Source organism: Rhodococcus sp. WY5 (assembly GCF_018588185.1).
GTDB lineage: Bacteria > Actinomycetota > Actinomycetes > Mycobacteriales > Mycobacteriaceae > Rhodococcus_F > Rhodococcus_F qingshengii.
Genome location: NZ_JAAMPR010000001.1, coordinates 1,056,790 through 1,069,894 on the forward strand (window position 1 = coordinate 1,056,790; position 13,105 = coordinate 1,069,894).

The 13,105-nt window shown below is 60.5% G+C and carries 16 protein-coding genes; 5 read left to right on the forward strand and 11 right to left on the reverse strand.

Annotation, left to right across the window (positions count from 1 at the left end; genetic code table 11):
* Positions 1-254: 254 nt before the first annotated feature.
* Complete coding sequence (locus tag G4D79_RS04820) at positions 255-1,703, forward strand: histidine-type phosphatase (RefSeq protein ID WP_099696858.1); 1,449 nt, start codon at positions 255-257, stop codon at positions 1,701-1,703.
* Here G4D79_RS04820 and G4D79_RS04825 read toward each other — a convergent pair.
* Together G4D79_RS04825 and G4D79_RS04830 are read right to left on the reverse strand one after the other, a co-directional pair.
* On the reverse strand, positions 1,649-2,032 hold the full coding sequence (locus G4D79_RS04825) for a helix-turn-helix domain-containing protein (RefSeq protein ID WP_143542652.1): 384 nt from the start codon (positions 2,030-2,032) through the stop codon (positions 1,649-1,651). The two genes, G4D79_RS04820 and G4D79_RS04825, sit on opposite strands and share 55 nt — an antisense overlap.
* A gap of 152 nt (positions 2,033-2,184) precedes the next feature.
* Entirely contained in the window at positions 2,185-2,643 is a 459-nt protein-coding gene (locus G4D79_RS04830; RefSeq protein WP_003943607.1) for a hypothetical protein, read from the reverse strand.
* Positions 2,644-2,814: 171 nt separating this feature from the next.
* On the opposite strand from G4D79_RS04830, the gene G4D79_RS04835 reads away from it, so the two are divergent.
* Together G4D79_RS04835 and G4D79_RS04840 are read left to right on the forward strand one after the other, a co-directional pair.
* Positions 2,815-3,711, forward strand: coding sequence for an oxygenase MpaB family protein (locus tag G4D79_RS04835; protein WP_003943533.1), 897 nt, complete (start codon positions 2,815-2,817; stop codon positions 3,709-3,711).
* A gap of 121 nt (positions 3,712-3,832) precedes the next feature.
* Entirely contained in the window at positions 3,833-4,231 is a 399-nt protein-coding gene (locus G4D79_RS04840; protein ID WP_235867723.1) for a hypothetical protein, read from the forward strand.
* A 65-nt stretch (positions 4,232-4,296) separates the two neighbouring features.
* Here G4D79_RS04840 and G4D79_RS04845 read toward each other — a convergent pair whose 3' ends face one another.
* Positions 4,297-4,848 (reverse strand): hypothetical protein, encoded by a 552-nt coding sequence (locus G4D79_RS04845; protein ID WP_235867724.1) that lies wholly within the window; start codon positions 4,846-4,848, stop codon positions 4,297-4,299.
* Positions 4,845-5,309 (reverse strand): GNAT family N-acetyltransferase, encoded by a 465-nt coding sequence (locus G4D79_RS04850; protein WP_099696860.1) that lies wholly within the window; start codon positions 5,307-5,309, stop codon positions 4,845-4,847. The genes G4D79_RS04845 and G4D79_RS04850 overlap by 4 nt, the downstream gene beginning before the upstream one ends.
* 201 nt (positions 5,310-5,510) lie before the next feature.
* On the opposite strand from G4D79_RS04850, the gene G4D79_RS04855 reads away from it, so the two are divergent.
* Positions 5,511-6,032, forward strand: a complete 522-nt coding sequence (locus G4D79_RS04855; protein WP_099696861.1) for a hypothetical protein — start codon at positions 5,511-5,513, stop codon at positions 6,030-6,032.
* Between the two features lie 10 nt (positions 6,033-6,042).
* On the opposite strand, the gene G4D79_RS04860 is transcribed toward G4D79_RS04855, so the two are convergent.
* Genes G4D79_RS04860 through G4D79_RS04870 form a run of 3 tightly spaced genes read right to left on the reverse strand, consistent with a single transcriptional unit; the run spans position 6,043 to position 9,407 of the window.
* The gene (locus tag G4D79_RS04860) at positions 6,043-6,987 is read right to left on the reverse strand and encodes a tyrosine-protein phosphatase (RefSeq protein WP_099696862.1); all 945 of its coding nucleotides are present in this window, start codon (positions 6,985-6,987) and stop codon (positions 6,043-6,045) included.
* A gap of 51 nt (positions 6,988-7,038) precedes the next feature.
* Positions 7,039-8,202: a hypothetical protein gene (locus G4D79_RS04865; RefSeq protein WP_003943541.1), complete on the reverse strand. Its 1,164-nt coding sequence runs from the start codon at positions 8,200-8,202 to the stop codon at positions 7,039-7,041.
* Complete coding sequence (locus G4D79_RS04870) at positions 8,199-9,407, reverse strand: phosphotransferase family protein (protein ID WP_099696944.1); 1,209 nt, start codon at positions 9,405-9,407, stop codon at positions 8,199-8,201. Before G4D79_RS04870 ends, G4D79_RS04865 begins: the two co-directional genes overlap by 4 nt.
* A gap of 124 nt (positions 9,408-9,531) precedes the next feature.
* Between G4D79_RS04870 and G4D79_RS04875 the strand changes: the two genes are divergently transcribed.
* Positions 9,532-10,155 carry a TetR/AcrR family transcriptional regulator gene (locus tag G4D79_RS04875; protein ID WP_099696863.1) on the forward strand — a complete coding sequence of 208 codons (624 nt, stop codon included), beginning with the start codon at positions 9,532-9,534 and terminating at the stop codon, positions 10,153-10,155.
* A 76-nt stretch (positions 10,156-10,231) separates the two neighbouring features.
* On the opposite strand, the gene G4D79_RS04880 is transcribed toward G4D79_RS04875, so the two are convergent.
* The 4 genes from G4D79_RS04880 to G4D79_RS04895 are packed head-to-tail and all read right to left on the reverse strand — an operon-like array spanning position 10,232 to position 13,075.
* On the reverse strand, positions 10,232-10,612 hold the full coding sequence (locus G4D79_RS04880; RefSeq protein WP_007735825.1) for a MerR family transcriptional regulator: 381 nt from the start codon (positions 10,610-10,612) through the stop codon (positions 10,232-10,234).
* A complete protein-coding gene (locus tag G4D79_RS04885) occupies positions 10,609-10,962 on the reverse strand; it encodes a hypothetical protein (protein WP_099696864.1) in 354 nt (117 codons plus the stop codon). Before G4D79_RS04885 ends, G4D79_RS04880 begins: the two co-directional genes overlap by 4 nt.
* Positions 10,947-11,822: an LLM class flavin-dependent oxidoreductase gene (locus tag G4D79_RS04890; RefSeq protein ID WP_099696865.1), complete on the reverse strand. Its 876-nt coding sequence runs from the start codon at positions 11,820-11,822 to the stop codon at positions 10,947-10,949. The genes G4D79_RS04885 and G4D79_RS04890 overlap by 16 nt, the downstream gene beginning before the upstream one ends.
* A complete protein-coding gene (locus G4D79_RS04895; protein WP_235867725.1) occupies positions 11,819-13,075 on the reverse strand; it encodes an MFS transporter in 1,257 nt (418 codons plus the stop codon). Before G4D79_RS04895 ends, G4D79_RS04890 begins: the two co-directional genes overlap by 4 nt.
* Positions 13,076-13,105 lie beyond the last annotated feature (30 nt).

A 13,105-nucleotide genomic window follows, 5' to 3' on the forward strand; every position in this document is an offset into this window, starting at 1 on the left:
CATCAGTGAGCAAGTTCGGACGTAAGAAGCAGCCCACGCCCAAGAGCTACCAGTGGCTGGCCATGACCCTCATCGCTTTGTCGCTCTCCGTGTCGATCGGGATTGCCGCCAAACCCTCCTGAGCTCTGCGAATCCGAAACTTGTAACCCCGCGTCCATCTCCACATGGGCAAATAGGTGCAATTCGGACGCTTAGCTGTTCTAACTTTCCTTCCGTAGTGTCACCTCGGCACCGACGGAGAGGATCAACTCACCATGCTAAGCTCACGCTTCGGCGTGCTGGCCGCTGCCGGCGCTGTCGGACTAGTGCTTGTCACCAGCAGCGTCCAGTCCATCGCCACGGCGTCACCGTTCGGTTCGCTCGACGCCGGTTCGAGCTCCGGTTCGACAGAGATACCGACCGTCAGCGACGGCGGCTTCACGTCCAAGACGCCCTACACTCCCGGCCAGCGCATCGCCGACTATCAGGCGCCGCCGACGGGATACTCCCCCGTGTACACGGAAAGTGTTGCGCGCCATGGTTCCAGAGCACTGTCGAGCCTGAAGTACGACGACCTGAGCCTGCAGCTGTGGGAAATCGCCGAAGCCGAGAACGCATTGACTCCCGTCGGCAAGGAATTCGGCCCGGCCCTCCGTGATCTCATGGCCGCCAACAAGAAGCTGGGGTACGGCAACCTCAGCGGACGCGGGATCACCGAACACAGACAGCTCGGCGCGCGGGTCACTGAACGCCTCCCCCAACTGTTCGACGCCATCGCAGCGCAACAGGGCACCATCACCTTGACCTCGTCGGGTGTGGACCGTGCCGTGGACAGCGCCGAGAACTTCGCGCAAGGGCTGACCGGTGCGTTTCCAGCCGTCGCCGGCGATGTTGCACCGGTGACCACGGATGCCGACCTTCTCTACTTCCACGACTCGGATGCAAACGCCGACTACAAGGACTACGAAGAGTCCGATCCTCGACTGAAAGCCGTCGACGACCAGATCGCCGATCTTCCCCGCACCCGCGAGGTCTCGCGGCACATGATGCTCAGGCTCTACTCGGAGGACTTCGTGAACCGGCTGAGTGCGGGCGAGTTCTCACTCGTCGACCGTGGCAAGGGTTCCAGCACGATCGACAACGAAGTCGACGCCGCGTACATGCTGTACAACACGTACATCATCACTCCGGGCATGGCCGAAGAAGGCAAGTGGAATTTCGAGCGGTTCATCGAACCTGCTGACGCGCAGTGGCTCGCATACACGAACGATGCCGAGGACTTCTACGCCAAGGGCCCGGGCTTCACCGGTGAAGACGTCACCTACCGGATGGCAACTGTCCTGCGCGACGAGTTCCTGCGCGGCCTGCAGAAACATACCGGCGACGACGCCGTCCCGGGAGCGGATTTCCGGTTTGCACACGCAGAAACGATCATCCCCTTCGCAGCACTCTTGAAACTGCCGGGAAGCACCGCCTCGCAGGCGGAGGGCGACCTCTACACCTATGCGAACAACCCCTGGCGCGGATCACAGGTCAGCCCGATGGCTGCGAACGTGCAGTGGGACGTCTACGCCGGACCGGAGGGTAAGCGTCTGGTCCGAATGCTCTACAACGAGCGCGAGACAGCATTTGCTGCCCCGTGCGCTCCGGTGAGCGCCGGGAGTTTCTTCTACACGCCGGACGAACTGGCCCGCTGCCTGCCGGAGATTTCACCGGCAGCCTGAGATCCGGCAACTCGGGATCCAGCCAGCGGTCGACGAGGGCGCGCCCATACCTGGTGCAATGCCAGCATGCGCGCCTTCTCGTCGTCTTCCATCAACAAGGCGTCGCAGATCCTCACGATGACCGGAGCCGAAACACCAACGGACGTACCCTGTTCCAGCCGCTGATAGTGATTGAAACTGATGTCGGCAATCTGCGCGACATCGCGCCGACTGAGGCCGTGCATTCGGCGAGCACCCTCGCAGCGCATGCCGACCATTTCGGGCGCAAGACTGTTTCGTTTTTCGACGAGCATCTGGCTCATCAACTGACGCGCGCTCGACCCGTTCACGTCGCCACCTTTTCCATCCCTGAAATATGCTTTCGCCTAACATGTTTCAGAATATGGGATGGGACGGACCCGGCGGTATCTCCGAGATGACAGATAATCACGCGATACCGCCAACCCTGTGCCCGTCCAGGCTGTGACGATCAGGCTCAAGATCAGGCTATGAACCTGCCGATCGTCGGATTCGACTGGCAGATGGGACTACTGCCCCAGTTGATCGAACCGAACGCCGTCGCAACGACATTGCCGACGCCGGTGTTCACCGTCGCGGACAGGTACGGATAGGTACCGACCAGGTCGACGATTCCGGACTTGCCCGTGTCGGTGTTGACCCACGCAACAGTCACCTGACCCGCCGCCGGGATGGGTGCAGCGGCCGGGAACGAATCGAAGCGAATGTCACCCTTGGCGATGGGCGGATTGGATTCTGGCCCGGACTGGCCGGTGAGCCCGGTCAACGAGGCCAGCGACCCCTGATTCGGACACCCGATAGTGACGGCGGCGCCGCCGAAAGGGTGGGGCGGATCAGCCGAGGCGACTCCGGCGAACATGACGCTCGCGGCAATCGGTAGTCCGATGGCCGCAAAAACCCCGGCCGTGCGTGTGACGCTCATAGCTGCTCCTCGGGTCGACAACACTTTCCGGATACCCCTGGTACAACGCCCGAAACGAAGGAAAGACGACTATTCACACCCCCTAGACAACGCGTGTTGTCAGAACTACAGTCGGTGGTGCAGCTCACACCTATCTCTGCCGCGCGCAGACCAGTCCCAGGGAGTGTTCAGATGAAGCGCTACGACCTCCGCAGTCGCACGGATCAACTCGATCCCGAAACCGATTACGAAGAGATGTCGCGCATTCTCGCGGCGCAAGAGTTTCCCTGGGACATCAATCAGGCGCTCAGCTTCGCACTGTTCCGCACATACGCTGTCCCCTCGATCGGCAAGCTCCTCTTCTCCACAGGCGAGTTCACCGACAAGGTTCAGAAGCGCTACGACGACACCAGCCTGATCCTCGACGCCATCCTCGAGCACGGCCTCAGCAGCACCGAAGGCCGCAAGAGCGTGCGTCGAATGAATCAGATGCACGGCTCGTACGACATCTCCAACGACGACATGCTCTATGTCCTGGCCACCTTCGTCGTCACGCCGGTCAGATGGCTCGACGAGTACGGCTGGCGGAAGATGACCGACAACGAGATCGTCGGGTCGACGAATTATTACCGCCACCTGGGTCGGTACATGAACATCAAAGACACGCCGGACACCTACGAGGGCTTCGTCAAACTTCTCGACGACTATGAGCGCGAACACTTTTCATTCGATCCCGGCGCCCGAGCCGTCGCTGATTCCACCCTCGACCTGATGTGCACCTTCCCGCCCAACAACCTGGCACCGAAGGCTCTGGTCAAGGGATTCGCCTTCGCTCTCATGGACGATCACCTACTCGACGCCTTCCACTACAGGCACCCGAGCACTGCGATGCGCGTCGTCTCACGCGGTGCGCTGAAGGTCCGCGCGCGCCTGCTGCGGTTCTTCCCCGTGCGTACGAAGCGGAAATTCGCCCGCGAGCTGCCCAACATCCGCAGCTACCCGAACGGTTACAAGGTCGAAGACCTCGGCACCTTCCCCACGGGATGCCCGGTCAAGCACCTGCAGGCAGACCAGCAGGCCCAAGCGTAAGCACCTGGGATACTTGCACGGTGGCGCAACCCTGGATGCTCGAGGATCTCGAACCGTGGCGCGACACCCCCCCATGCCTGGCGATACTTGCGAACCGACGACCTATTGGGCCAGTCCCGAAATGTTGGACCTTCCCGCCGAGGTGTGCTGCGAAATCGATGCACGCATCGCGACCGTGACAATCGACGGCCGCACTGAGCACATAGCCCATCTCGGAAACGGATTTACGACACTGATCGGCGACGATGTCGGAGCCGTCGGCAAGACGCGGTTGAGAGGCTGCCTGGTGTGGGATCGCTACCTCTGGACTCGATACCGCACTCAGCCCACCGGGCGCGTGCGGGTGAAAGAGCGGCCCGGCCACCTCGTTCAACACGAAACACTCTTGACGACAATTCATCCCGGTCTCTTCAACGTCGTCTTCGACGGGCCGACGGTGTACTGCGAGACGAGTTGGGTACCTACCGATTTCGGCGTCCGCTGGAACACGCTGGTAGTCGAACTCGAGACTTGGAAGTGATCGGGCGTCAGTGCCAATACGGCGGATCGATATCCGGGTCGTCGAGCACGGCGTCGATCCGCGAATCAGCCACAATTCGAATGATGGCCTCCTCGGGGGCCGCAATGGTCGCGAAATTGTGGATCGACATCATTGGTTACGCACCAGGAATGATCAGCCGGCCAGATGAAGGCCGGATCAGGGGAAGAACCCCACGGCCAACGAGCTGAGTTTTCCACGCTCCAATCGGCGTAGTCGGCAAGCGTTCCACGAAAGAGCCAGTAGTCACGATTGGGGATCTCGAACCGCGGAACGTCATCACCGACTGCCGACCCCCACCCGGTCCACATGCAGAAATAGCACTCGTCGGGTGTGGTTGTGTAACTGGACAACACATCCAGGGCGAAGCCGATCAGCACTTTCTCTTCCGGCCCGGTTTGATCGAAGTCGACATCATTGGATTTCTGACCGGGAAAGCTCGGATCGGGGATGAACCGTAAGCGCGCATACTTCGGAAATCCGATCGGGCCGCGCCCCGCCAACTGATACCAAGGAAGATCCTGATCGACCAGCCAATCGGTAGCCGCCAGATCTGTGCACAATGTCAGGCCCGTGCTGGGCTGATCCGTAATTCTCATGCCTGGGAAAGGGAAGAGCCTCGACCCGCGCGACGCAGGGTGATCAATTCATGGTTCGTCTCGGCGTCGTGTCGACGCCCCTCTTCTTCGAACTCCATCAGCGCATAGAACCTGCGGGCGCGATCGTTGAGGGTGTAGACCTCGAGTGTCACCTCGCCGTGCATGGTTGTGGCGTGTTCGACCAACGCCCGCCCGACGCCCAACCCTTGTGACGCCGGCGCGACGAACAGTCCCCCGATTTCGGAGCCGATCATTCCCAACAGTCCAACGACAGCGGAGTTGTGCTCAGCGACCCAATTGTCGGCCTGAATCAGATAAACCTCTCGCATCTTCTGTTCCCGTTCGCCCGTCCCCTCACCCGCAAGGAACGGGTGGGCTTCACGGGCAGCGCGCGACCACAGGTCGACGACCACATCCTCATCCGAGGGTAGGTAGCGGCGAATGATCAGATCCTGGTTCACAATCCGACCATACCCTCAGGCGTCAGCGCACTGACCGGGCCGAAGTGTTCAATTTTCGGATCCACGCAGGACGACCCCGACGTAAATCAGTGGAACAATTCCATTCGTTGCCACCCCACAATTACTGCCTTGTGCAAGGGTTGTCCGATGACTGACGGTGATCCGATAACTAAGCGCGGAGGTCCGGCATCCTGGTGGAAGGTGACAGAGATTGTCACCGCAGTGCTTGTCACTCTCACATGCGGCGTCATCGTGTGGTCCTTCATGCCGCCGGTTGTGTACTTTCCGTTCTTTGCGCTCGCAGCCTCAGTACTGCTCGGTTTGGGCGGAGTGTGGTTGATACTCAGCCTGATTGGCTGGATGAAGTACAAAACTCTGCGTTTGAGCACGATCGCGCCGGTGATCGTGCTCGTCACCGGTGCGCTCGTGACCTTGTCCGTCCCTTCGCATGTTGCGTTTGCATTGTCGAAAGATTCGCTCGAAGCAGTGGCCGCGGATTGCCAGAAGTCGTTGGAAAACCGAACAATTGGCGTCTACCGGGTCCTGCAGGTCTGGCCCGTCGGCAACGGTTGCCGCTTCCATATCGAGGGTGGTCTGATCGATTCGATCGGGTTGGCGTACTTACCGGACGGCGCACCATATCTCGGCAAGCCCCGCCACGACGGCGAGATCGGTTACCAGGAGTTCGACGGCGACTGGTACTCGTTCGTTCAAGCGTTTTAGCAGCGAGAAACTAGCCGACCAGCTTGGCCTTCAGAAGCGCGATCGTGTCCGGAGTGAGTCCGAGACCTTCGGTGAGATAACCGTCGACGGTTCCGTAATCGCTGGCTATCTGCGCGAGTCCAGCTTCCAGGTATGACGCATCGACACCGAGGGCCGGCTCGAGATTGGTCGCCACCTGCGGGCTCAGGGCCTGAGAGATCTGCGCAAGGATCTTCTCGTTGGTCGCCTGAAGGTAGGTGTTGCTCAACAGATAGTCGTCCATGATCGTCTGGGCGGGGACACCGGCGATGGACTGCAGCAACATCGCGGTCCAACCCGTGCGGTCCTTGCCTGAGGTGCAATGGAACAACTGCACCCCGTCACTCGCAGCGATGTCCGAGAGGACCTGCTTGAAGCCGGCACGGCGAACGGGATCGGTGACAAAACTGCGGTTGGTGTCGACCAAGAACTGCTTGGCCTCCTCCGGCGACTTGATCGTCGTCGCGAGCTGGGTGAGATCCTTGAACTCGATGGGGATGTTCGTGTACGTCACACCGTCCGGGAGTTTGTCCGCGCCACCGATGAACGGGTTGGAGATCTCGGTTGCGCCGCGCAGGTCATAGGCGTCGGCAAGTCCGAGGCCGGTGAGTGTCGTCTTGTCTGCGTCGGTGGTAGCGGTCAGCGCATTGGACCGGTAGATGACGCCGCGCTTGAGGTGTGAGCCGTCGACGGTGGCGTATCCCCTACCGTCGTTGCCGGCAACGTCGCGAAAGTTGGCCACGGAGGCCAAATTCGGTGTCGGCGCGAGGACAGGATCGAGCGAGCCGAGATCGACCGCTCCAAGCGAGCCTGTGTTGAGAGAGCCCAGGTCGAGCGGGATTGCCGTGGCGGGAGCAGCAAACATCAGACCACCTGTAACAACTAATGCGGCGGCCTTTGCAGTGCGAGCGAACAACATTCGTGTGCGTGTGGACATGTGGCAGTGCCTCTCTCTGCAGTTTGGGATTTGTGGTGTGGTGATCTGGAGTTACGGAGCGACATCACCGATGCCGGTAAATCCGTATCGCTGGTGAGGTCCGATGACTGCTACCTCGAACAGGCCTGTCCCGGTGCGGGTTACGCCGTCCTCGACGAGGGTGAACCGAGCCAGGTTGTCGACCGGGCACAGCATCTTCTTCCACGATTCGATGTCCGAAACCTTTTCCCGCAGGCCTTGAACCACCAGTTCGCCCTGCCACATCCCGTGGCGCCAATCCTGCTCGAGTCCGTAGCCCGTGCCGACACCGATGTAGTTGGGCAGTATCGGTTCGCAGGTGATCTCCAGGATGTGGTCGGATTCGCCTGGTGCACCGGGGCGCCGGAAGTACAGAGTTCCGCTCTTCACCTCGCGAGTACCGGAAATGAAGGTGAGCTGGTGGTCCGGTCGACCCAACCACTCCGGCTCGCGCGAGCGGTCCGCCCAGACGCGAGTCGCATCTTCGAGGATTCGGCGTCCCTGCTGATCTTCTTGGACGATCGTGACGATGGTGAAGTCGCCGAATTGCATGATCGAGTAAATCCAGAAGAAGTTCTGACTGCCGGCTATCGCCGGATCTGCCTTGCGTCCAGGCGGTTCCGCTTCGCCGACCGGTCGCACACCCCAGGACCGATCGCGATTACCCCGCCACGTCTCCGGGGTGACCGGGATGACGTCGCCGTCGACGGTCAAGGATCCGGACCATGTTCCGGTCTGCACGAATCGTTGCGTGTCGAAGGTGACTCGTTCGAGCTGGCGATGGAAATGTCTGGCCTCGAGATTGGCGGGGCCGTCGGACTCGAAGGTGAGGTCGAAGCTCAGGTCCGGCGCTTCGGGACTCGGGTCCAACACCACACGTAGGCGGTGCAGCCCCTCGATGATTTCGATTCGCAGCGGGCCTACTGACAGGTCCATACGATCGTCACCCAAGGCTCGGGATGCCCGGAAGACAATATGGTCTTCGCCGCGCCGAAGAACCGCAAAGCCGTCGCATACACCAAGATTGGGGTACTGACCGAGACCGATGATGAGAAACAGTGGCTCGGTGTCGCCGTCGACGCCTGCATGGCAGTTGAAGTAGTAGCGGTCGTAGAAGTTTCGATCCGAGGTGCCCACGTGGCGGATGGTCTCGGCGATCTGATGTACCGGGTAGTCGTCGAGCGGGGACAGTGTCATCGTGCATCTCCTGTTGTGAGCGGGGATGTTGCGAGCGACTCCCAGTAGGTGCCGTCGAGCATGGCTTCGAGTGTCTTGTGGTGCAAGATCATCTCGTCCGGGTTGTCGGGGAATTCGGCCTGACCGAAAGCCACTGCGCGGCTTTGGACTCGGAACATGATCACCGCATGCCGCAGCGCGGCGTACACGATGTAGAAATCTAGATCCGCAACCTGGTGGCCGGAAAGCGAGCCGTAGGCCTCTGCCACGTCCTCGCGACGAAGGAAGTCCGGCATTCCGGGGAGTCCTGCCATGGCAGCGAGATCCTCGAAGAACCTGTGCTGGAAGATCATCCAGCCGAGGTCCAGCTCACGCGGCCCCAGTGTGGCCATCTCCCAGTCGAGGACCGCCGCCGGCTCGAATTCGCGGTAGATGACGTTTCCGATCCGCGAGTCTCCCCAGCAGAGCACTGCGCAACCGGCATCGACGGGAAAATTCGCTTCGATCCAGTCGAAACCGCGCTCGATCAAAGGAGATCCTGGTCCGTCGGCTGTTGCCCACTCGTAATAGCGTCGCTGGTCCTCGAGGTGCGCGCGAAGTGCTTCTGCCCCAGTCGGTTCGGCACCCTCGCGGCACAACTCGGGGAGTGCGAGGTGCGGATCGGCCATGGCGTGTAGCTCGGCGAGCACCCGGACCGATGACTGCTGGAGTCGAGAGCAGTCGTCGGCCGAAGCTTCCGAGAGCCACGAGCCGAACGTGTACGGCATGACGTCTGGCGGGATTTCGCCCTCGCGCCGTTCCATCACGAAGAACTCGCCGCCGAGCGCGTCCGGGTTGCTCTCGGACCAGTACACCCGCGGGATCGGCACCGACGTGTGAGCGGCGACGGCACTCATGACCCGAAACTGCTGGTCCAGGTTGTAAGACGGAAAGATCGGTACCGCACTGTCCCGCGGGGCGATACGGGCGACCAGGCGATGCTCGCCTCGAATCCCGTCCTCGATCCACGTCGCATCGAACAGCACAGTCTCGTTGGACATGCCGTTCGCGGCCGGCACCTCGACCGAAGTCACCGAAGGTTTCGAGCCTCGCCACAGCACGGTTGCGAGCCAGCCTTCGAGGCTGCGCCGCATCTCTGCCGGGTCGTTGCGGGATTCGCCGGGCCTGGCAAATTCGGCGTAGTCGGGATCTTCGCCGGAGTTTTCTGTTTCGGTTCGAAGGTTCATCACCACTCCTCGTGGTTCGGTGGCGCCGATGCGCACGTGCCGATTGTCGATACAATATGTATCGACTAAAGCCGTGACAGAATGTAACGGCCATCACAGCGATACCGCAAGGGATTTGCCCAAAATGTCCAAAGATTCCGAAACTCAGCACCGCCTGGGCCCGCAACGAAACCCTGCAATCGACGACGCAGTACTGGACGCGACCAGGCAACTGTTGGAAGAAAAGGGGTATGCGGGCACGTCCATCGACGCCATAGCCACGCGTGCCGGAGTGGGGCGTCCTGCCATCTACCGTCGGTGGCCGTCGAAGGCACACATCGTCAACGACGCGATCTATCCCGTACTCGACGTCGAACAGGGCGCGGACATCGACACCGAACTCGGCACCGAGGGCACGATCGCGGATCAGATCCGCGCGCTGGTGCACGGCGCGGTTGCTCTGTTCGCAGCTCCCGCCACACGAGCCGCTGCTCCCGGATTGATGAGCGAAGTGCGAACAAACGCGGAATTACGCGACGTTCTCGTGGTGCGGCAACTGGCCGGAGTCCGCGTCGAGCTGAACCGTCGACTCGAGGCGGCGAGAGAGCGCGGCGACATCCGAAGCGGCGTCGACGCCGACGCTCTTCTCGACATCATGGCGGGCGCGGCCATCTTCGCGCTGTCGGTTCGTGACGTCTCGGACCCGGGACCGTTTGCCGATTCTCTTGCCGACATAGTGCTGAACGGCATACTCCCCGAGGCTCACTGAACCGCTGGTTTGCGCTGCCATACGCGGCACGATGGGCATAGGCATGCTCTGAACCAACCGGCAGCTCGCTCAGTGTTCATCCATCGAGTGGGACAGTCTGTCGCTGCCTCACTTCTGCGATGTATTCACGGATGGCGTCGCGGTTTTTCACAAGAAAGCTGATCTTCTCGTCAAGTCCCGACGCCTCCGCCTCGAGCATCGACAGCATCTCCGGTGTCACATCGCTCATGTGAATGACGCGTTCTTGGTCCAGGCAAGGAAGGATCTGCCGGATCACCCGCGTCGGGAAACCCATGTCCAACAACCCACGTATCTGAAATACCCTGTCAACCATTCGTTCGTCGTAGTCTCGGTAACTGTTTTCGGATCGTCTCGGAGCAATCAAGCTCTGTTCCTCGTAGTACCGCAAGAGGCGGCGGGACACCCGTGTCGCTTCTGACAGCTCGCCGATCTTCATTTGGCCGCCGATGTTTCGAGCGACGCTGCCTGGAGTCGCTCTCTCAACGTGCTCACCCGGGTGCTCGCCCCGAAGACAGCGGCAAGCTGTTCGAGGACAAGTGGGATGTCCCGGCCGTTGACCGCCGGCCGCAGTCGCACACCGTGTGCGCCAGCGGATACGAGTTCGTCGATCCGGTGGATCAGCTCATCTACCGAACCGACAAAGATGTCGGTGTCAGACGAGTACGGTGCGCCTGACAGCTCGTCGAGGGCACGCTTCTGCTGTACAGCCTCGAAGTGGGTCTTGCCGAGGAAAACCACGAGATCCACCAGGATCGCGAGCGGCTCATCGATCAAATTTCTTCGCACTGCATCACATTCAGCGTTGACGGCGTCGAGTACATCGCCGATGGTGACGCCATTAGCACTCGGAGTGGTGTCACCAGGATGGCATCAGCCGACGCAACCGCCAACCGATAAGGAACTTGGGCGTGATGTGCGAGCGCGAGAACGACAGGCTTCAAGCCTTCGACGACAGGGGTGGCGAGTGGTCCGGCGACCTCGAAAGTCTTTGTCACAATCAACTTGTCAGAGATCTTGTCGATATCGACAAATCGGCCATCGGCGCCTTCTTGGAGTGCGCCTTCCGACCAGGTCGACCACAATCCTCGGAGTATTTCGATCGACTCGGTTGCGCTCGAGAAGACCGGTTCGAGTCTGGTTCCAATCCGTTCAGGGAAGTAGATGTCGGACTCTCTCAGCTCCGGCACCGGTTGCGGGCGAACGAAATGACGTCTGTCGATGCTTCGCGAAGTGACCTGGGCACGGAGGCCGACTCGGCCCCCGCTCAAGAGATTGAGCGATGCGATTTCGGTGGCGATACTGTATGGCTCACTGTGAGTCAGATTTCTCGTGGCGATCACGCCGAGTCTCTGCGTCTCGAAAACAGCCAGTGCCGTCAGCGCTACCGGCGACAACCGACCACGAACCTGGTCTTCCTTGTCATCGATTCTCCTGAAGTCCGACGACTGCAACCCAATCGATTCTTCGAAAGTGACAAAATCGACAACAGATGAGTCAATGTCGCGCAACAACTCCGACCAGTAACGAGCACTGAAGAGTTCGGCGGGGGCAATTCCCTGCAATCGCCAGGCCGCTGGATGCCAGCCGGCTGGTTCCAGCGCGATGCCGATGATCGGTGACCGATGGATCGACGGCGTTGTGTTCATGCGTGTGCCTGACCTTCCTGATGGATTTGGGCCGGAGATCGAAACCCGTCTCCGCGGGCGGTCCACATGATCACCACGGATAGCAGCGCGAGTGCTACCGTCCACCACGGGAGAGATCGAGCAACGTTGAGAGACAAGAGAACTCCACCCATCACTGCACCTGCTGCCATGGCAGCGTTCCACAGCGTCGTGAGAACCGCCTGAGCCTCGTCTGCGTGTGAGCCCGCAGCAACCGCTGCTGAGGTTTGCAACAGAGTCGGAATTCCGCCCCACCCCAATCCCCATACGGCAGCTGCTATGTAGACGAGCAGCGCATCCTCAGTGGTGACTGCCAGTGCGGTTGCGGCGACTGAAATCAGGACGGCGCCGACAAGAGCAAAAGTCCGTAGTCGTGCGTAGATTTGTTTGCCCACAACAACAATGCTGATTAGACATGCCACTCCGAAGGTCAACAGAACGAGGTCGTTGTCGTCTCCCATTCCTATCGATTCGAGAAACGGAGCGATGTACGCATACAGGATGGTGTGACCCAACACGACGATGAACGTCACGATCAGAACTGCGTCGACACCAGGAATGCGTGCCGCCTCGAGCATGCTTCGCCGTTTACGGCCGCGGGGCCGACCTGGACGATCGGGAACCGACACCGCGATTGCAACGAGAAGCGCAACAGCCAGTATCGACATGAGGTAGAACGGTGCCCGCCACCCGGTAGCGTTGCCCAAGTATGTCCCGAACGGAACGCCGAGCGCGAGAGCGAGCGGAATTCCGGCCATCGCGAACGCGATGGCGCGACCCTCGAGATGTTTCGGGGCAAGACTTCTGGCGTATCCGGCGAGCAATGCCCAGGCGATACCTGCAGCAACTCCCGCAATGAACCGGGCGGTCATCGTCAGAAGGTAGTCGGAAGAAAATGCAGTGACCGTGTTGGCGAATGCAAACCCGAGAATCGAGTTCAGCAGTAACACCTTTCGCGACCACGACGCTGTCACTGCGACGAGGGGTATTGTCGTCAGGGCCGTCCCCAGCGCGTAGATCATGATCGTCTGCCCGGCGGCTGATTCACTGACATCGAGGCCTTCACTCATTGCCGGCAACACTCCCGCTGGGAGGGTCTCCGTCAGGCTGGTGATAAAGACGGACGCGAACAACGCCAGGAGGGGAACGAGTGGGAGTGCGTCCCTGCGATCCTGTTCCGCAAGAAACTGTTTCGCTCCTGATGTGTGGTGTTCTGAATCGATGTCGTCTGCCATGAAACGATTGTCAACCTTCACATCAATGTG